This is a genomic window from Mucilaginibacter myungsuensis (assembly GCF_015222005.1).
Classification (GTDB): domain Bacteria; phylum Bacteroidota; class Bacteroidia; order Sphingobacteriales; family Sphingobacteriaceae; genus Mucilaginibacter; species Mucilaginibacter myungsuensis.
Window position 1 is genome coordinate 229,352 of sequence record NZ_JADFFL010000002.1, and the last position, 20,529, is coordinate 249,880.

Below are 20,529 nucleotides of genomic sequence, written 5' to 3' on the forward strand. Positions count from 1 at the left end.
AGAATAATCGGACAAAGGTAAGATTATTTTGTTTGCGTAAAGTGACCGTCATCATGGCATTGGGTGGGTGGCGGTCATTATCTTGTCATTTCAAGGCGCCCGATCTAACTCATTCCCTCCCGAGGAACTTCAATGAATATCAAGGCAGGCCTTAACCATCTACAAAAACCTAACGATAAGATCACACAAAAACTCCCGCAGATCCAAACAAAATTATATTTTTGCACAAAAAGACATTTACATTAACAATACTGATATATGAAACCATTTATCTCGACCACATTCTTCGGTTATACAACTTACCTGTTGGCCCTTGTGTCTATGACATCGCCATGGTTATTTGGCTTTGTTCATCCGGGTGGCGCGGCATTATTTTTCCCGCTGATCTTTGGTTGGTTCTGCTTAATAATGGCCATTTTCAGCAAGTCTAAAGCCGGCATGGTAGGTGTGTTCCCTATCCAGATGCACTGCGCTTTGTTAAGCATTGTTGGTTTTGTGATCATGATGTCGCCATTCCTTTACGATTTTGAAGGCCGCGTGTTCATCCCACATGTGATCATTGGTGCAACCACGCTGTTCTTTGCTTTGTTCACCAAAACATCACCAATGACCTGCCCTCCAAGTGAAATGTTCACGGCGGGTTCTTTGCAATCAAAAGACTCTTTAGAGACCCGTTTGACACACTAATTTTAGGCAAGAAACTTTTTGCACGATATTGAAAAGCAGGAATGGTTAGCCATTCCTGCTTTTTTATTTGGCCTACTTAACCAGCGTATATTTCCCTGAGCAATTGGTAGGGTAACGCATAAACTGCATATCGGCCATGGGGACCAGCTTGCCGCTGATACCATTTACGCGGGTACCGCCTTCTATATCTTCGATCGTGTTCCCCTCGGCAAAGCTCGACCCATTAAGTTGCAGCGTGTAGGTAAAAGCATTGCCGTGCAGATCCAGGTACTTTAGTGGTATAGCTAATTCATACGTGTAATTAAGTTTCTGATCAAATTCGGCCGCTACCTTGATGCCCTCATCGTTATAAACAGATAGCAACGAATCGCTCAAGCCTTTTCCGCCTGTTATTTTTATCTCTTTAGACCGCAGGCTAAATTGTTGGTTGGCCGCTAATTTAAATGAATCTATACGGGCGGCGTTCTTAGCCGGCTCTTTCAATAGGTCGGCTTTGTCCCTTAAACCAATAACCGGCCAATTTTTGCTGCTGAACAATGGGTAGGTCACCAAAATTGTACCCTTATCGGCGGTTAATATCTTAAAGGTAATCCCCCCGGCAATTATCTTGCGACCGACCATTTGGTCGGTCGCCTGTACTACAAGGTATAGGTTATCTTTATCGTTAGCCAGAGTGTAAAATACCTGTGTGCTATTATTGTACGCCTGGAATTTGTCGCCCCATTCGGTAGCTCTGCCGTCTATCTTGATGTTGGCCGGGGCGCGCAAGCCGGTCTCCTGGATCTTTGGAAGTCTTTGGGCAACTGATAAAAGCGGTAAAAGCACAGTGCCGATCAGTAAGGTTTGGGTGGTGATGATCTTCATTTTTATTTGTGTAAGGGAGACGCGGTTCAAGGTAACATTAATTCGCAACAATTTTTGTTGTTCGCGCTTTGTTAATGAAAGCGCCGTGACACAAACATCGGTGCCCTTTCGCCCAAAACATTTATATTTGCATCAGTTTGAATATCCGCGATATTTTAGAGCATTACAAAGCCGACGATCGGGTTAAGCAATTGGCCACCGCGCTAAATGCAAGCAAGAACACCCGCGTGGCTTTACGAGGTTTAGTTGGATCCAGCGATGCGACCGTGGCCGTGGCATTGTATTTTTTACAGCATAAGCCCATGCTGTTCGTGCTGCCCGACCGTGAAGAGGCTGGCTTTTTCCAAGCCGACCTGGAAAGCCTCACCGGTAAAGAGGTGATGCTCTTCCCTTCATCTTACCGCAAACCTTTCGAGTTTACCCAACCCGACAGCAGCAATGTACTTGCCCGTGCCGAGGTGCTGAACGAGTTAACTCACGCTACAGATTACGGTCAGCTGATCGTGACTTACCCTGAAGCCATGGCCGAGAAGGTGATCGACCGCACCGCGTTGGAAAAGAACACGCTGGAGATATCCGTAAGCAATAAACTCAGTATCGATTTCATCAACGAGTTTTTGGTGGATTATGATTTTGACCGTACTGAGTTTGTTTACGAGCCGGGGCAGTTCTCTGTTCGCGGGGGTATCGTAGATATCTTTTCTTTCTCTCATGATCTGCCTTATCGGGTAGAGTTCTTTGGCGACGAGATAGAATCCATTCGCACCTTCGAGATAGAGAGCCAATTGTCTGTACAACAGGTTAAGAGCATCACCATTGTGCCTAACGTGCAATCGAAGTTTTTAACAGAGAGCAATATCTCGCTCTTGGAGTTTATCGACCCAAGCACCAACATCTGGATAAAAGATGTGCAGTTCACGTTTGATATCATTAAGGATGGCTATAAAAAAGCGACCAACTTATGGCGCGCTTTATCTGCCGACGAAAAGAACAACAACCCCGATTGGATAGACCCTAAATTCAACTTTACGGATGAGAAACTGATCGGTGATCAGTTAGCTGATTTTGGTATCGTGGAGTTCGGGAAGCAATTCTTATATAACGCGCCGACTACGATCCAATTCGACATCCGTCCGCAGCCATCATTCAATAAAGATTTTACGCTGCTGATCCATAATTTTAAGAATAACGTAGCGGATGGGATCACCAATTATATCCTAACGGATTCTGCCCGGCAGATAGAACGTCTGTATGCCATTTTGGATGACCTGGATAAGGATGTAAAATTCACACCACTGACTATCTCCGTTCGTGAAGGCTTTGTGGACCGCGAGCAAAAGATAGCCTGTTATACAGACCATCAGATATTTGATCGTTACTATAAATACAAACTCAAGAAAGGTTACCAAAAATCGCAAGCGATCACGTTAAAAGAACTGCGCGACCTAAAACCCGGCGATTACGTAACCCACATTGATCACGGCATTGGTAAATACGCCGGTTTAGAAAAGGTAGAGGTAAGCGGCAAAATGCAGGAGATGATCCGCTTGGTTTATGCTGATAATGACCTGCTGTATGTAAACATCAATTCGCTTAACCGCATATCTAAATATAGCGGCAAAGAGGGCACCGTACCTAAGATGAATAAGTTGGGTACCGATACCTGGGAGCGGCTAAAGAAAACCACAAAAAAAAAAGTTAAGGACATTGCCCGTGATCTGATCAAGCTTTATGCTGTGCGTAAGGCCCAAAGCGGTAATGCTTTTTCGCCCGATAGTTACTTGCAAACCGAGTTAGAGGCCAGTTTTATTTACGAAGACACTCCCGATCAGGAAAAAGCCACAGCCGATTTCAAGAAAGACATGGAGTCGCCCCACCCGATGGATCGCCTAATATGCGGTGACGTTGGTTTCGGCAAGACCGAAGTGGCCATCCGTGCCGCATTTAAAGCCGTTGCCGATAGCAAACAAGTGGCTGTATTGGTACCGACCACCATCCTGGCCGCTCAACATCATAAGACCTTTACAGACCGCCTGAAGGGCTTCCCAGTCAATATAGATTATGTTAACCGTTTTAAAACGGCCAAGCAGATCAAAGAAACGATGGAGAAACTAAAGTCGGGCAAGGTAGATATCATCATAGGCACACACCGTTTGGTAAGCAAGGACGTGAAGTTTAAGGACCTTGGCCTGATGATCATTGATGAGGAGCAAAAGTTCGGCGTTTCTACTAAGGAGAAACTGAAACAGATGCGCGCCAATGTGGATACACTCACGCTGACGGCGACCCCGATTCCGCGTACGCTGCACTTCTCGCTGATGGGAGCGCGCGATCTTTCCATTATATCTACCCCGCCGCCTAACCGCCAACCGGTGGTGACGGAGTTGCACGTTTTTAACGACAAGCTGATCAAAGAAGCCGTAGAGTTTGAACTTGACCGTAACGGGCAGGTATTCTTTATCCATAACCGCGTGGCCGACCTGCCGCAACTGGGCGCTATGATCCATAAGTTGGTGCCTAAAGCCCGCATCGGTATAGCCCACGGTCAGTTAGAGGGCGACGCCCTGGAAGATGTGATGCTGAAGTTTGTGAGCCACGAGTATGATGTGCTGGTGGCTACTACCATTATCGAGGCAGGTTTGGATATCCCTAACGCCAATACCATCATTATCAATTACGCCCACATGTTTGGTCTGAGTGATCTGCACCAGATGCGCGGGCGTGTAGGCCGTAGCAATAAAAAGGCGTTCTGTTATTTGCTGAGTCCGCCGCTGTCTACCCTCACCAGCGAAGCACGCAAGCGTTTGAGCGCGATAGAAGAGTTCAGCGATCTGGGGAGCGGCTTTAACGTGGCTATGCGCGATCTGGACATCCGCGGCAGCGGTAACCTATTGGGTGCCGAGCAAAGCGGCTTTATTGCCGAGATAGGCTTTGAGATGTACCACAAGATACTGGACGAAGCCATCCAGGAACTGAAAGAGGACGAATTTAAAGGTGTATTCCCTGATGATAAGCCACGCCCGTTCGTAAGCTTCACCCAAATAGATACCGACCTGGAGATCCTGATCCCCGATGAATACGTGACCAACATTGGCGAGCGCTATAACCTCTATACAGAACTATCCAAGTTAGAGAACGAGGCCCAACTGCAAGCCTTTAAGCAACAACTACACGATCGCTTCGGCCCCGTTCCCCGTCAGGTGAACGACCTGCTGAACACCATGCGTATGCAATGGCTGGGCAGGGCCGTAGGCTTCGAAAAGATATCCCTCAAAAAGAACATCCTGCGCGGCTACTTCATCGCCAACCAGCAGTCACCCTACTTTGAGACCGACGCTTTCAAGAATGTATTGACCTATCTGCAATTCAATCACCGCCGGGCTAACCTAAAAGAGATCAAAAACTCTTTGCGTTTAAGCGTGGATCAGGTGAATAGTATTGACGATGCGGTGGCGATATTGGATGAGTTGGTGAACCCGGGGGAGTAGCGCCTATTTTCTCAAATAATTTCTAAGGATTTTAATATCTTGCCTTAAAATCCTTATTGCAATGCATCTCATGTATGTCGACGAGAGTGGTGATCCGGGAATCAGCCAACATTCGTCTCCTCATTTTATTCTGACCGGACTGATCGTTTCTCAAACGGATTGGGATAAGTATTTGCAACGATTAAAGGCCTTCAGAAAACATCTTAAAAGCACATATGGTCTTAATCAACGAACAGAAATACACACATCCGAACTTATAAGGATAAAGAAAATAGAAGAGTACAAATTGATAAAAAAGTATGACCGGATCAACATAATAAAAGACTATTGCACGGAGATTCCCGCAATATTTGATACAGCGCAATGCATTAATATATGTATCAAAAAAGACGAACACCTCGGTCAAGACATATTTGAATTAGCATGGGGAAGATTGCTTCAACGTTTTGACACTTTTTTAAAAAAGACCGCAAACGATAAGGGAATTGTTGTAGCTGATGACACCGATAGTTTAAAACTCATGAATCTTCAACGGAAAATGAGGGTTTATAATTTCGTTCCTTCGCGTTTTACAGGGTCATATAACGTTCCTATTGATAGTATCCTTGAAGATACATTTTCACGAGCATCACATCATTCCTATTTTTTGCAAACTGTAGATGTTATTGCATATTGTCTTTACAGGAGGGAATACCCTAAGGGCAGTCAAAAGAAATATGGATTAGAATTTCAGTTTGACAAGATCGAACCGATCTTATTAAAAAAGGCAAGCAGTACAGACCCTCTTGGAATTGTACGGGCATAAGAAAACCCCGGTTCAAAAACCGAGGTTCAAGTAATTTCTTGATTTTCGCGGCCCGATAAGAACAAACGGTCTAACCGAGTCGACTTATAACGAAGTTACAAATTATATAGCAATTTTCCAAAAAGCATGCAACCGATGCCCCACAGAACATTGCCCGTCCTTGCAAAATAACCTATTTATCACTACGTTTACCTATCAACAAACCTTAAACAGACCGTCATCAAAAAATGAAGACCTTTCTTAGCCTCATATTCCTCGCTGCCGGGGTCACCGCTTACGCGCAAAAAATGCCGGTCAAGTCCGATAAAGGCGCTGTCCCGAAGTTAAAACAAAAAGCGCCGGAGAATGCGAAAGTACTAAAGACCGATACGGTCTACATCACCGGCAAGGTAGCCAACTTTGCCAAGTATAAAGATTCGGCCAATTCGGTACAGGTGATCATTAATGACCTGGCTTTCGGACAGCAACTCACCTACCGGGCCAAGATCAAAAATGATGGTACTTATCGTTTGGCGTTCCTTAAGACCGGGCCGCAGGATGTGATGTTCCAATATCATGAGGATCTGGAGAATATCCTGGTCAACCCCGGCGACCATCTACAGATCGATTTCGACGCGGCAGGGATGGAAAAGTCATTGTCGTTCAGTGGTGCAGGTGCAACTATGAACAAAGACAGATATGACTTTCAAAAGGCTATGGTGAACGATCCGGGTTTGGGTTACAAAGGCAATAATTTTGCACGGTTCATGCAAGCCAGCAAATCTGAAGAAAAGAACGGCCCCGAAGAGCATAAAAAGTTCCTTGCCGACCGTTATGCAAGGGAGACCGTCTTCCTGAACGATTATATCAAAAAGCACAAACTCGATCCCATATTTATTGGCTGGGCAAAGGCCGATCTTAAGTATGACTACTTTGACCAGCTGTTGCGTTACGTTTGGATGCACCCGAGCAAGACAGGCCAAAGCAGTAAAGACTTTAAGATCCCGGCCAGCTATTACAGCGCTATCGACTCGGCTAATATTAATGAATTGAGCGGTTCCATCTCGTCTAACTACGGTTCTTTTTTACACGAGTATCAGCGCTATTTTTATAAAAAATATCTGGGCGAAAAGTGGGGAAATGGCGACGACCGCATGGCATTGCTTTTTAAACAGCAAGCCGGCCTGTCTAAAGATGTGATCTTAAGCCACACCCTGCATGACTGGGTGCAGAACAGACGATTTGACCAGGTGAAGGCCATTATCGATAAATATAAAGAGAATACAGTACAGCCGACCTTTAAGGCGCGGCTGGCCAGAATGTATCAGGACGAGGTTGACAAGCTGAATAACTATAACGCAGCTACCGTCGCACAGTCGGCCACCATCCTTAAAACGGATGCTGATAGTATCTTTAACAACATCATTACCAAATACAAAGGCAAGGCCGTCTACATAGATCTTTGGGCTACCTGGTGCGGCCCATGTATTGGTGAAATGCCGGGTTCTAAAGAGCTGGCCGGTAAGCTTAAGGGTAAGGATATCGTATTCCTATACGTCTGTGTCGAATCTGAAGAGAAGAAATGGAAAACCATGGTCAAAGAACTGGGGATCGATGGCGGAGAGAACCTCCTGTTGACCAATAATGATTACAAAGCCCTTTGCGAGAAATTCCAGATCAGCGGAATCCCGCGCTACTTATTGGTAGACAAGGGCGGCCGGGTATTTAATGAGAACGCCCAACGCCCCAGTGAATCCGGGCTGATGGAGGATATTGAAAAATTATTGGCGGCAAGGTGATAGCGGTCGCATAGAAAACAAGAGCGGTCCACACTGATCCTAACGCAAAAAGGCGCTATCTTTTTCAAGATAGCGCCTTTACTATTTAGAGCCCTTGGGGGCTAAAATTAAACGCGTTTAGCTTTGATACGGGCAGCTTTACCGGTCAATGCACGTAGATAGTACAATTTACTACGACGTACTTTACCAACACTGTTCACGTCGATCTTATCGATGTTTGGCGAGTTGATCGGGAAGATACGCTCTACACCGATACCGTTAGATACTTTACGTACGGTAAACGTTTCGCTAACACCAGCGCTGTTGCGTTGGATGCACACACCTTGGTAGATCTGGATACGCTCCTTGTTACCTTCTCTGATCTTGTAGTGTACGCTTACTGTATCACCTGCCTTAAAGGTTGGTACACTCTTTATTGTTACTGATTGTTCTTCAACAAATTTTACTAAATCCATGATTTTTAGCTCTTAATAGCGATTTTTAGCCCGTAAAAATCGGATTGCAATATTAGACATTATTTTTGGAAATAAAAAACCATTTTTAAAATTTTCCACAATTGGTTCTATTGTCCACATTTTTATACTTGATCCGCTGAACATGTGGGATTTAAGTAAAGCGCCATTGCATCAAATAATTGAAGAATCCGGCTGTTTTGTTGCAACCTTATAACCACTTAACAATACATCAATAACACCTATATTTGCCTGTCGGCCCTGGGAGGGGCTTAGCCTACAAAGGCTGAATTTTTAACATTGGATAAAATACAAGTATTAGCACGCTATATGCCGCCCGAAGCTGCCCCGCTGATCGGCCGGTGGATAGACCATTTTAAATGCGATTTTAAAATATCGCGCACCCGCGGCACCAAGTTTGGCGACTATCGTGCCCCATTCGACGGCAAGGGGCACCGTATCTCTGTCAATTATGATCTTAACGCTTATGCTTTTTTGGTGACCACCGTGCACGAGTTTGCCCACCTGTACACCTGGAACCAGCATCAGCATAAGGTAAAACCCCACGGCACCGAATGGAAAGAAAATTTTAAGAAGATGATGCAGCCTTTTTTTGAGAAGGATGTTTTCCCGGCGGATATCAAGTTGGCCATCACTAAATATCTGAATAACCCGGCAGCATCCAGTTGTTCGGACCTTAATTTGTACCGGTCTCTGCGCAAGTACGACGCGCCAAAAGAGAATATCATCACGGTAGAGAAACTGCCCATGCAATCTCTATTTAAAATGAAGGACGGTAGGGTATTTCGTAAGGATGAGAAATTGCGCAAGCGGTATAAATGTACCGAGGTGGCTACGCGGCGGGTATATCTGTTCAGCCCCGTGGCCGAGGTTGAAGTAGTGGAGCAATAAACGGTCTGGTGATATCTGCCTATCCCCGCAATTGTAAATAACCACGCGATCGCCTACCTTCATAGGCGATTATGGAAACTCCGGCCTTACCCGTTCAAACCTCGCGCATCCACTCTATCGATATCCTTCGGGGCATCATTATGGTGATCATGGCGCTGGATCACGTGCGCGATTTTTACTCCAACGCCACTTTCGATCCGCTCGATCTTAGCAAAACATCGGTCATCTTTTTCATGACGCGCTTCATCACGCACTTTTGCGCGCCGACGTTCATTTTTCTCTCAGGCACCAGCGCATTCCTGTCGTTATCCAAAAAGAAAACCAAGAAAGAGGCATCGCTATTTATGCTGAGCCGCGGCCTGTGGTTACTGTTTTTAGAGATGACCATCATTAGCTTTGGCTGGCAGGTAGACACGGGCTTCCACACCATATTTGCACAAGTGATCTGGGCCATCGGTTGGAGTATGGTCATCATGTCGGTACTGATATTTTTGGAGCCGATCTATGTGGGAATAATTGGTTTGATACTGATCTTTGGTCATAACGCATTCGATGGGATCAAGTCGGCAAGCTTTGGCGAGGGCAAGTTTTTGTGGATGTTCTTACACGAACAGAACTTTTACCAGATCAGCAGCGACAGGGGCATATTTTTCCTTTATCCGCTGATACCATGGGTTGGGGTAATGGCTGCAGGCTATGCATTTGGCACGCTGTTTAAATTTGGGCCGGATAAACGGCAGGCGCTCTTCATCAAGATCGGCCTGGCATCAATATTACTTTTCCTGATCTTACGCGGGCTGAATATTTACGGCGATCCGTTCCCATGGCAGCACCAATCCGTTTGGTGGAAGAATATCTTAGCGGTGCTACGGGTGCAAAAATATCCCCCATCGTTGGCTTACCTTCTTATAACGCTGGGGGTATCCATTACTGCATTAGGTTTATTAGAGCGTACCGACAATAAAGTAAGCCGCATTTTTACGGTATTTGGCCGTGTGCCCATGTTCTATTACATCCTGCATATCTATCTGATCCATGGTTCGCAAATTATTGGTGCTTTGTTAAGCGGTGTTACTAAACAGCAATTAGAGCAAGGAGGGCCGGGCAAACCAAATCCTTTTGGTTTTGACCTTTGGGCGGTTTACCTGATATGGTTCACAGTTGTGTTTATCCTTTATTGGCCTTGCCGCTGGTTTATGAAGGTGAAACAACGCCGTAAGGAATGGTGGCTAAGTTATTTGTAATACCTTTGCCCCCATGGACGAATTGATAGTAAAAGACTGCAACGGCAATATCTTAAAAGATGGCGACTCGGTATCGGTGATCAAAAGCCTGAAGGTGAAGGGCGGCGGCACTACCATTAAGCAAGGCACCACCGTAAAAAAGATCCGCCTGACGGATGATCCCGCCGAGGTAGACTGCAAAATAGACGGCATGAGCATTGTACTCCGCACCGAGTTTTTGCGCAAAAAGTAAAACGGGCGTAAACCTTTAGCGTCAGTTAACCGTCATAGCTATGGATATATTGTAAAAGTTACACAACTTAAGCTTGTTAATCTCGTTAATATCCATAACTTACATCAAATTAAATAGTTCGTCTTATGACCAGCAGATCCTTAACCCCATTCGTAGCCGGTATCGTTTGTTTGATAATCGGCGTTTTCGAGATCTTGCACGGCTTTTTTAAAGAGAGCATCATGACCATCGCTACCGGCATTGCCTTCTTAGTAGCCGGTGTACTTTTCCTGAACAACGACAATGACCACGGCAAAAAACAACTGATCCCTGCCCGGGTACGTGCAAGGAATTAATTGTTAGCATTAAAAGAGTTAAAAAAGATATCAGGAGCCTGTCGAGATGATCGACAGGCTTTTTTTGTGGGCTTTTACCCCGCCCAACCCTCTCTATCTAAACTCCTAAAATGTATCGCCTCGGCCAGGTGTTCTAACAGGATCTCTTCAGACCCGGCCAGGTCGGCTATGGTGCGGGATACTTTCAGGATACGGTCGTAAGCGCGGGCGCTGAGGCCGAGTTTCTCCATGGCTTTTTTAAGCAGGGTTTGCCCGGCGGTGTTGATCTTGCAGACCTCGCGTACCATTTGGGGACTCATCTGCGCATTAGCGTGAAGCTCGGGTTTGCTACTGAAACGCTCTGTCTGGACCTCGCGGGCCTTAATCACACGTTCGCGGATCTGGTCGCTTTTTTCGGACAGGCGGTCTGATGCAAGCTCGTTAAAGTTTACCGGGGTAACTTCTACGTGCAGGTCTATGCGATCCAGCAATGGACCAGAAATTTTACTCAGATATTTTTGGACGGTCCCCGGTGGGCAGATGCATTCCTTCTCGGGGTGATTATAATATCCGCAAGGGCAGGGGTTCATACTGGCGATCAACATAAAACTGCTTGGATAATCTACCGTGAACTTGGCGCGGGATATGGTTACCCGGCGTTCCTCTAAAGGTTGGCGCATTACCTCTAAGGCAGTCCGTTTAAACTCGGGCAACTCATCCAGGAACAGTACTCCGTTGTGAGCCAGCGATATCTCGCCCGGCTGAGGGTTGCTCCCGCCACCGACGAGGGCTACGTCCGACACCGTATGGTGTGGGCTACGGAATGGCCTGGTGGTCACCAGCGCATCAGCGGCGGCCAGCTTGCCTGCTACCGAATGTATCTTGGTGGTCTCCAACGATTCATGCAGACTCAAGGGTGGCAATATCGACGGTAAGCGCTTGGCCAGCATGGTCTTACCCGCTCCCGGCGGACCGATCAGTATCACGTTATGACCACCGGCCGCGGCTATTTCTAAAGCGCGTTTGATGTTCTCCTGACCGCGGACATCGCTAAAGTCGCTGTCGTAATTGCTTAGGCTATCATAAAACTCCTCGCGGGTGTTGACGATGGTGGGCTGCAATTTTTTATCGCCGTTGAAAAACTCGGCAACCTGGGTGATGTTCTCGACGCCGTAAACAGCAAGGTCATTCACAATTGCAGCTTCGCGGGCGTTCTGTATGGGTAGGATGAATCCTTTAAAACCCTCTTTACGAGCTTGGATAGCAATGGATAAAGCACCTTTGATGGGTTGCAGGCTGCCGTCTAAAGAAAGCTCGCCCATGATCAGGTATTTATCCAGCTCATCAGCTTCGATCTGTCCGGATGCGGCTAAGATGGCGGTGGCAATAGTAAGGTCATACGCCGAACCTTCTTTTTTGATATCGGCAGGGGCCATGTTCACCAGTATGCGCTGGCGGGGCATGCGTAAGTCGTTGGTTTGCAGGGCGGCCTCTACGCGCGACATTGATTCGCGAACGGCACTATCAGGCAGGCCCACTATAAAGTAATTTGGATTGCCGCCCGTAATATTTACCTCGATGGTGATGGTTATAGCCTCTATCCCGTAAACGGCGCTCCCGAAAGTTTTAACTAACAATGTAATAAAGATTGATCAACGAAAGATAGACCCATTTTTGCAATTGCACAAACAAATAGCAAATTGGTTGCGAATTACACCACCGGCACCACCCCCGACCGGCCCCCTTAAACTCCCAAATTTACTGTGCGGAATTAATGCGCTAAATGCACGGTTTTGATCAAAAAAGTATGCATTTTTTGCGTTTTGTAAATTTTTTACAAAACGCGCAACCGATGGGTTGCGGGTGGGGTTTTTGGACGACCGAACGACCTCTGACCGGGCTGTCATGGTGAGCGTGTCGAACCATGGTGCGAAGGGGCTTGCCACCCTGCCAGGTCGCGACTGTGCATAGCGGTGAGCCCCCCACGTCACCCTTCGACAGGCTCAGGATGACCTGCCGCATGTTTACTTTTATTTGCTAAAATAATTAGAGATAAATTTGCGGATGCCAAATTCTTTTGTTATATTTGTACGTGCCTCGAGGCCTTCGATGGCACGTGCCTGTTGCCCGGTTCCGGGGAGTGGGTGGTAAACTGGAAAATTTTCTTTATGTGATTTAACCAGTCATCTATGATAGGATGTTTGAATCTGTAAATAACCTCCAGAAGGTCTCGTAATTTAATAAGTTGTTTACTTTTACATAGATTTATAAGTGTATGAGTGAACTCCGCGATCTTCAAAAAATATTAATTGACTTCCGAGATGAACGCGATTGGGCGCAATTTCATAACGCTAAAGATTTAGCTCTTGCTTTATCTATCGAGGCGTCTGAGTTGAACGAGTTATTTCTTTGGAAAAAAGCTGAAGAAGCAAATATAGAAAAGGTTAAAGACGAGCTGGCCGATGTGATTGGCTATGCACTATTACTGGCTGAAAAGTACGACATAGATATCAGACAAATAGTTGTAGATAAAGTAAAAAAGAACGGTGAAAAGTACCCTGTGAATAAAGCCAAAGGAAACGCTAAAAAATATAACGAGTTATGACAAATGATAATTCGTTTCAAGTTAGAAAGTATGATTTTGGACCTGGCTTATTTAACGATTTCCAAAACGTTCATTATGCCAAAGACCTTTGGCCGATCGTATACATACTGAGTGATGGTAAAGTAAAAGAAGCTTACGTTGGTGAAACAACTGATACTTACGCTCGTATGAGTACTCACCTAAATAGTCCAACGAAAAAGCTTCTATCTACTGTCCATTTGATCAGCAGTGATAAATTTAATAAGTCCGCAACACTCGATATCGAATCAAATCTAATTAAGTACATATCCGGGGATGGGCAATATCAATTATTAAACGGCAATGTTGGTTTAGCGAATCACAATTATTATCAAAAGAAAGAGGTTTACTGGGATATCTTTAAATCCATCTGGAATAAACTTAGGGCCGAAGGAATTACTAAACATTCCATCGAACACATTGATAATTCAGACCTATTTAAGTATTCGCCGTATAAAAGTCTGACCGTAGAGCAAAGAGAAGGTCTGTTGATCATCCTTAAAGGTCTGTTAAGTACGAGCATCAAAAATATCGTTGTGAACGGCGGCGCCGGTACCGGAAAAACGATCTTAGCGGTATTTCTTTTTAAACTGCTAAATACTAACAACGAAGATTTCAATTTTAAAGAGTTTGGGGATGATGAAACGGAATTTATTCAAACTGTCCTTGAGTTAAAGAAAAGATACCCCGCTCCTCGGATGGCTTTGGTAGTCCCAATGGCTTCATTTAGAAAAACTTTGCAGAAAGTCTTTAAAAACATAAAAGGGCTTAAGTCAAGCATGGTTATAGGGCCCGCCGATCTGGCAAAGAATAATTTTGATATCGTTTTGGTGGACGAGTCGCATCGTTTAAGAAGAAGGACTAACCTGGGTGCGTATTTTGGGGCCTTCGATATAGTTAATCAAAGATTAAGTTTAGACAAATATGATTCTACGGAATTAGATTGGGTCATAAAACAGTCCGACAAAGCGATACTGTTTTACGATGAACGTCAGTCCGTATCGCCCTCCGACGTTAGGAAAAACGAATTTGACAAGTTAAGGCTGCTGCCTTCAACTAAAGTCGAGTACCTAAAATCACAGTTCAGGGTAAAAGGTGGTAATGGTTATGTGGATTATATCGACAAGTTACTAAAGAGCCAGCTAAAGAGATCCGACAAAATTTATAACTCTAAAGATTATGAATTTGTCCTGTTTGATTCTATCGAAGATATGTTAAAAGAGATCAAACTTAGGGACGCTGAAAATGGGTTATCGCGAATGGTGGCCGGTTATTCTTGGGAATGGAAATCGAAAAACGACAAGACAGTAAAAGATATACATATTGGCAATGTAAGTCTGCAGTGGAATAGCGTTTCTGAAGACTATATAAATTCTCCGAATGCGTTAAATGAAGTTGGATGTATACATACTACTCAAGGTTATGATCTTAACTACACAGGTGTGATATTAGGGAATGAGATCACGTACAATAAGGCAACCGGAGAGATAGAGGTTTTAAGGGAAAATTATTTCGACAAAAGAGGTACCCCGTCGAAAAACGACCCTTCCAATTTAAAAGATTTCATTATAAATATCTACAAGACCATCATGCTACGGGGCATTAAAGGGACATATGTTTATGTGTGTGATAAAAATTTAAGAGAATATTTTGCCGAGCATATCGAGAAATACGCTACAGTAAAGGCAGTTACTTATATTGATTATCAGAGCGTCATCCCATTTGTGAACGCTATACCTGTTTATGATCTTAAAGCAGCAGCGGGTGGTTTTAGTGAACTACAAATGATCGACGAGGAAGATCTGGATTGGATCGAAATACCTGCACGGTATAAACCGTCTAATGATCTTTTTGCATGTATCGTTGTTGGCGAGTCAATGAATAAAATCATTCCAAATGGGTCTGTTTGCCTATTCAGAAAAGATAATGGCGGTTCTCGCAATGGCAAGATAGTGTTAGTTGAGTCGAGCAGCATTCGAGATAAAGAATTTGGATCAGGGTTTACCGTTAAAGAATATTTCAGTACTAAAAAGGTGGAAGATGATCAATGGGAGCATCAATCGATAATCTTAAAACCCAGATCTCACGACAGCAAATACCGTGATATTGTATTATCGGATGAAGAACTAACGGACTTTAAGGTTAGAGGCATTTTTGAATGTGTGCTATAGTTTTTCTCTAAACAATGTTCCCATTTTGGCATGAATAAATAGCATTGAGCAAAGAGATAGCGTTCACCTGACTAAATAACCTACTCAACTCACTGAGATGAAATATCGTTTCCTGATCATCCACTTTTTTCCGTTTCGTTCTAAAAGGACGATATGCTCTGATAAGCCACCCTTAGAACTAAATTTAAGAGTCCCGCATACAGCTTTATCCCCAGAGCGAGAAAAGATCACCGGCGAAAAAATTAGACTTCTGACATTTCCCCCTTTTTGACCGGAATGCTTTTTCACAAAAACGGGATCAAGTTCGCCGACAACGATATTGGCCGTATCTATGGAAGTTAAGAACTCCATCCATTCCAAGTCCAGAGAATCGCGAACTCTCAATTCCATCCCGTGAGGGTGCTGAAAATCAAATTTGTTCATCGAGGCTTTAGATAACTTGCTAACTACATTTATTTTCTGATCAAGATCCTTAAGAATAGCGTCGTAAACTTTAACGTCCTCTGTTTGGCAAAAAGCATTAGTGCTTAGTATTATGAATGTAAGGAATATTATAGCCCGGCCCATTTGTGTTTGCAAACTTTTATTTGAAGATAGTTCATTCCTTTCGAGCATTCAACACAGTACTACATACATTCTCCCAAAACAAATTTTGCTAAATCATTTCAGCAAGCTAAATTTATTTTATAAGTTAGCGGCACCGATACATTAAACCTACAGCATGAAGAAAATTTTTATAGCCTTACTGACCCTTTGCGCGGTGTCCCGAACGCAGGCGCAAGACTTGGTGAAATATGTGAACACCCTGCAGGGAACGGATTCTAACTTCGGCCTGTCTTACGGCAGTACTTACCCTACCGTTGGTCTGCCGTTCGGCGAGCACTTTTATTCGCCGCAGACCGGCAAGAACGGCGACGGCTGGAAATATCAGTACACGGCCAAAACTATCCGTGGTTTTCAGCAGGTGCATCAGTGCAGCCCGTGGATGGGCGATTACAACGTTTTCTCGCTGATGCCGATCGAGGGTGAGTTGCGCGTGAACGAGGATAAACGCGCGTCGGCCTTTAAGCACGAGAACGAGATAGCCAAACCATCGTACTATAAAGTGAAGTTCGATAACGGCATTACTACCGAGATATCGCCGGTGGAGCGTGGTTCGCACATGCGTTTCACGTTCAGCGGAGCGGGCGATGCTTATTTGGTGTTCGATGGTTTTTTAAAAGAGTGCGATCTGCAGATCATCCCCGAGCAGCGTAAGATAGTCGGCTATGTTAAGAACGGTACTTTTATCCCCGGCACTTTCAAGGGGCATTTTGTGATCCAGTTCGATAAACCGTTTGTTAGATACGGCACGTATGCGGGTAAAGATCAGGCGATCACTAAAGACAGCAAGACCAGCAAAGGCACGGGCGTTGGTGCGTATCTGCAATTTAAGAAAGGGTCGGTAGTGCAGGCCAAAATGGCATCGTCGTATATCTCGCCCGAGCAAGCGCAACTTAACCTGGATACCGAGCTGGGCAAATACACCAAGCTGGACGATACCAAAAAAGCTGCCGATGCCGTGTGGAATAAACTGTTAGGCCGCATTGCGGTAGAAGGCGGCACCGAAGAAGAAAAGGCTACGTTCTATTCCTGCTTCTTCCGCTCTAACCTGTTCTCGCGCAAGTTTTACGATATCAACAAAGAGGGCAAGCCATATTATTATAGTCCGTATGACGAGAAGATCCACGAGGGCTATATGTACACCGACAATGGCTTTTGGGATACCTTCCGCACGCAATTCCCGCTGGATAATATCATCCACCCCGAGCAGCAGGGTCGCTACATGCAAAGTCTGTTAGATGCGCAAAAGCAAGCCGGCTTTTTCCCTACCTGGTCTAACCCGGGTATGTCGGGCGTGATGTTGGGTAACCATGCTATCTCTTTATTAACTGACGCCTGGGCAAAGGGCGTCCGCAACTTCGACCCGAAACAAGCTTTAGAAGCCTACTATCACGAAACCACCAACAAAGGCTGGTGGGGCGGTTCTAACGGCCGCGAAGGTTGGAAAGAATATTTTGCCTTAGGCTTTGTGCCCGTTGGCGAGGTTTACGAGAGTGCCGCCAAAACCCTGGAGTATGCTTACGACGATTTTTGCGCCTACAACCTGGCCAAAATGACGGGTAACGACTTTTACATGAATATCTACGCCCGCCAAATGTATAACTACCGCAATATGTTCGACCCCCAAGTAGGCTTTATGCGCGGCCGCCTGCCGGATGGCACTTGGCGCCCCGATTTTGACCCGATCGAGTGGGGTGGTCCGTTCACCGAGGGCAACTCGTGGCAGTACTCGTGGTCGGTGTTTCAGGATGTGGCCGGTTTGGCTAACCTAATGGGCGGCGAAAAGAAATTTGCCGAAAAGCTGGATACCTTCTTCAGCATGCCAAGCAGCTTTAAAGTAGGCAGCTACAAGCAAGAGATACACGAGATGAAGGAGATGGTGATCGCCAACATGGGCCAATACGCGCATGGCAACCAGCCTTGTATGCACGTGGCTTACCTGTATAACTATGCCCGCCAACCGTGGAAAAGCCAGGCTAAAGCCCGCGAGGTGATGGAAAAACTATACAACGCCACTCCAAAAGGTTTCCCGGGTGATGAGGACCAAGGCGCCATGTCATCATGGTATGTGATCAGTGCCATGGGTCTGTACAGCGTTTGCCCGGGTACGGATCAGTACGTGCTGGGCAGCCCTATATTTAATAAAACCACCATCACTTTAGAGAACGGTAAAAAGTTCACCATTGTGGCTAATAACAACAGCAAAAAGAATGTCTACATCAAGTCGGCCACGCTGAATGGCAAGCCGTTGAACCATAACTTTATCACCCACGCCGATCTGATCAACGGTGGCGAAATGGTGTTCGAGATGAGCAATACGCCAAACACATCACGCGGTATCGCGGATGAGGATAAGCCGTTCTCGTTATCGAAAGCTAATTAGTCCTACGTGCAGATTTAACATTCTCTTGATCTGAATGATGTATTTTTACGTCAGCGCAAAGCCCAATACTTTGCGCTGATGTTTTCATGTTCAAACGGACCATCCTTACTGCCTTGGCGACCATCTTCGTCGCCATCAGTGCGAACGCACAATCCCTTCGTATTAACCAAGGGCATAGCCATAACGATTACCACCAAAACATTCCCCTGCTGCAAAGCTATTACGCGGGTATGGGTTCTATCGAGGCTGATGTTTTTTTACAGGATGGCAAGCTATATGTAGCGCACGATAAAAAAGAGATCGAGGTCGACAAAACTTTAGACCGCTGTTATCTGAAACCGCTGGCCGAGCTTTTTAAAAAGAATGGCAACCGCGCCTATGCAGATCCAAAATACAGCTTACAGCTGATCGTAGATATTAAGGAGAACCACATAGGCGTGATCGCCGAGCTGATCAAAGAGTTGGCTCCGTATCCGGGCGTTTTTGATGGTACCGCTCGGGGGGGCATTAAGCTGGTTTTGAGCGGCGATATGCCTGTGCCGGCCAACTTCAACAATTTTCCGGCGTATATTTATTACGATGGTAGGCCATACACTACCTATACTGCCGATCAGTTAAAGCGTGTGGCCATGATCAGCGATGCCCTACCTAATTACACCAAGTGGAATGGCAAGGGAACACCAACACCTACCGACCTGGTTAAGTTAAAGGACATTGTCATGGCGGCACATAAAAAAGGTAAACCGTTCCGCTTTTGGGCCACGCAGGATAGCCCCAATACCTGGATCGAGCTGGAAAAGATCGGGGTGGACTGGATCAACACCGACCATCCGCAAGACCTTACAAACTTTTTAAAGAACCGTGCCAAACTTGAATACGTTAACCCTACACCTTACGCGCTTTACACGCCAACATATAAAAGCGATGGCGCTAATAAAAAAGTCAAGAACGTTATTTTATTGATAGGTGATGGGATGGGTTTGGCGCAGATCCAGGCCGGGCTGACCGCTAACCATGGGCAGTTGAATATTTATCAATGCCGCAATATCGGCTTTTCGCAAACACGCGCCGCCAATTCAGACAATACCGATTCGGCTGCCGGGGCTACAGCTATGGCAACGGGTCAAAAAACCAATAACCGCTATATCGGGATGGATCCGCAGGGTAGGCCTTTAACTAACCTGCCCGATATTTTGGCTAAGGATGGCATTAAAAGCGGTATCATCAGTGCAGGCAATATTACAGACGCTACCCCTGCTTGCTTTTACGCCCACGTTACCGAGCGCGATTCGATGCAAATGATCGCCCGGGATCTGTTAAACAGCAAGATCGATCTACTGATCGGCTCCGGCGCGAAATACTTCCAAAACAATAAGGATAAAGCGCTGGTGCAAAAGCTGGCAGATAAACAATTCCGCTCGTTTACTTCTTTGGCCGATGCAGAAAGCGTGAAGACGGGCAAACAACTGATCTTGCTGCCGGATGCTGATACCCGCCGCATGTTGGATGGCCGTGGCGATATGCTTGGCCGCTCGCTAAAACACGGTATCGAAGTACTATCTAAAAACAAAAAGGGTTTCTTTGTGATGGCTGAGGGCGCGCAGATAGATCACGGCGGCCACGCTAACGATCTGCCATTTGTAATAACCGAACTGCACGATTTTGACAAGACCGTTGCCGAGGCCTTAAAATTTGCCGATCAGGATGGCGAGACTTTGGTGATCATCACTGCCGATCATGAGACCGGCGGATTGACCCTGTTAGATGCTTCAACAGAAAAGGGCAGCGTACTGACATCGTTCAGCACCAACGATCACACCAGTATCAACGTACCGGTTTTTGCTTACGGCCCGCACTCGCAGGACTTTACGGGAACTTATCAAAACACCGAAATCTTTAAAAAAATATTGGCTCTGATAACCGGAAAATAACGACAGTAGATTTTTCTGCAAATTTTGCGTTTAACTTACATT

Annotated in this window: 16 protein-coding genes; 12 read left to right on the plus strand and 4 right to left on the minus strand. The window is 45.6% G+C overall.

The window, feature by feature from the left end:
* The first annotated feature begins 258 nt into the window (after window positions 1–258).
* Entirely contained in the window at window positions 259–687 is a 429-nt protein-coding gene (locus tag IRJ16_RS04860) for an SPW repeat domain-containing protein (protein ID WP_194110408.1), read from the plus strand.
* Window positions 688–759: 72 nt separating this feature from the next.
* Here the strand turns inward: IRJ16_RS04860 and IRJ16_RS04865 are convergent, their stop codons facing one another.
* Entirely contained in the window at window positions 760–1,551 is a 792-nt protein-coding gene (locus IRJ16_RS04865; RefSeq protein ID WP_194110409.1) for a hypothetical protein, read from the minus strand.
* A gap of 137 nt (window positions 1,552–1,688) precedes the next feature.
* Here IRJ16_RS04865 and mfd point away from each other — a divergent pair, with 137 nt between their 5' ends.
* From mfd to IRJ16_RS04880, 3 genes are all read left to right on the plus strand, one after another.
* Complete coding sequence (mfd, locus tag IRJ16_RS04870) at window positions 1,689–5,039, plus strand: transcription-repair coupling factor (protein ID WP_194110410.1); 3,351 nt, start codon at window positions 1,689–1,691, stop codon at window positions 5,037–5,039.
* A gap of 61 nt (window positions 5,040–5,100) precedes the next feature.
* Window positions 5,101–5,844, plus strand: coding sequence for a DUF3800 domain-containing protein (locus IRJ16_RS04875; RefSeq protein WP_194110411.1), 744 nt, complete (start codon window positions 5,101–5,103; stop codon window positions 5,842–5,844).
* A 227-nt stretch (window positions 5,845–6,071) separates the two neighbouring features.
* Window positions 6,072–7,622 (plus strand): TlpA family protein disulfide reductase, encoded by a 1,551-nt coding sequence (locus tag IRJ16_RS04880; RefSeq protein ID WP_194110412.1) that lies wholly within the window; start codon window positions 6,072–6,074, stop codon window positions 7,620–7,622.
* Between the two features lie 107 nt (window positions 7,623–7,729).
* On the opposite strand, the gene rplS is transcribed toward IRJ16_RS04880, so the two are convergent.
* Window positions 7,730–8,077, minus strand: a complete 348-nt coding sequence (gene rplS, locus IRJ16_RS04885; RefSeq protein ID WP_194110413.1) for a 50S ribosomal protein L19 — start codon at window positions 8,075–8,077, stop codon at window positions 7,730–7,732.
* Window positions 8,078–8,374: 297 nt separating this feature from the next.
* Here rplS and IRJ16_RS04890 point away from each other — a divergent pair, with 297 nt between their 5' ends.
* The 4 genes from IRJ16_RS04890 (at window position 8,375) to IRJ16_RS04905 (ending at window position 10,797) form a co-directional block, all read left to right on the plus strand.
* Entirely contained in the window at window positions 8,375–8,986 is a 612-nt protein-coding gene (locus IRJ16_RS04890; RefSeq protein WP_228079866.1) for a SprT-like domain-containing protein, read from the plus strand.
* Between the two features lie 71 nt (window positions 8,987–9,057).
* Window positions 9,058–10,230, plus strand: a complete 1,173-nt coding sequence (locus IRJ16_RS04895) for a DUF1624 domain-containing protein (RefSeq protein ID WP_194110414.1) — start codon at window positions 9,058–9,060, stop codon at window positions 10,228–10,230.
* Window positions 10,231–10,243: 13 nt separating this feature from the next.
* Window positions 10,244–10,462: a zinc ribbon domain-containing protein YjdM gene (locus IRJ16_RS04900; RefSeq protein WP_194110415.1), complete on the plus strand. Its 219-nt coding sequence runs from the start codon at window positions 10,244–10,246 to the stop codon at window positions 10,460–10,462.
* A 125-nt stretch (window positions 10,463–10,587) separates the two neighbouring features.
* Entirely contained in the window at window positions 10,588–10,797 is a 210-nt protein-coding gene (locus IRJ16_RS04905) for a hypothetical protein (protein WP_194110416.1), read from the plus strand.
* Between the two features lie 74 nt (window positions 10,798–10,871).
* Here the strand turns inward: IRJ16_RS04905 and IRJ16_RS04910 are convergent, their stop codons facing one another.
* Window positions 10,872–12,413, minus strand: a complete 1,542-nt coding sequence (locus tag IRJ16_RS04910; protein ID WP_194110417.1) for a YifB family Mg chelatase-like AAA ATPase — start codon at window positions 12,411–12,413, stop codon at window positions 10,872–10,874.
* 638 nt (window positions 12,414–13,051) lie between these two features.
* Here IRJ16_RS04910 and IRJ16_RS04915 point away from each other — a divergent pair.
* Both IRJ16_RS04915 and IRJ16_RS04920 read left to right on the plus strand, forming a co-directional pair.
* Entirely contained in the window at window positions 13,052–13,381 is a 330-nt protein-coding gene (locus tag IRJ16_RS04915; protein ID WP_194110418.1) for a nucleotide pyrophosphohydrolase, read from the plus strand.
* On the plus strand, window positions 13,378–15,570 hold the full coding sequence (locus IRJ16_RS04920; RefSeq protein ID WP_194110419.1) for a DNA/RNA helicase domain-containing protein: 2,193 nt from the start codon (window positions 13,378–13,380) through the stop codon (window positions 15,568–15,570). Before IRJ16_RS04915 ends, IRJ16_RS04920 begins: the two co-directional genes overlap by 4 nt.
* A gap of 84 nt (window positions 15,571–15,654) precedes the next feature.
* Here IRJ16_RS04920 and IRJ16_RS04925 read toward each other — a convergent pair whose 3' ends face one another.
* Window positions 15,655–15,993, minus strand: a complete 339-nt coding sequence (locus tag IRJ16_RS04925; protein ID WP_194110420.1) for a hypothetical protein — start codon at window positions 15,991–15,993, stop codon at window positions 15,655–15,657.
* Between the two features lie 298 nt (window positions 15,994–16,291).
* Between IRJ16_RS04925 and IRJ16_RS04930 the strand changes: the two genes are divergently transcribed.
* Together IRJ16_RS04930 and IRJ16_RS04935 are read left to right on the plus strand one after the other, a co-directional pair.
* The gene (locus tag IRJ16_RS04930) at window positions 16,292–18,556 is read left to right on the plus strand and encodes a GH92 family glycosyl hydrolase (RefSeq protein ID WP_194110421.1); all 2,265 of its coding nucleotides are present in this window, start codon (window positions 16,292–16,294) and stop codon (window positions 18,554–18,556) included.
* An 86-nt stretch (window positions 18,557–18,642) separates the two neighbouring features.
* Entirely contained in the window at window positions 18,643–20,487 is a 1,845-nt protein-coding gene (locus tag IRJ16_RS04935; protein WP_194110422.1) for an alkaline phosphatase, read from the plus strand.
* The last annotated feature ends 42 nt before the right edge of the window (window positions 20,488–20,529 follow it).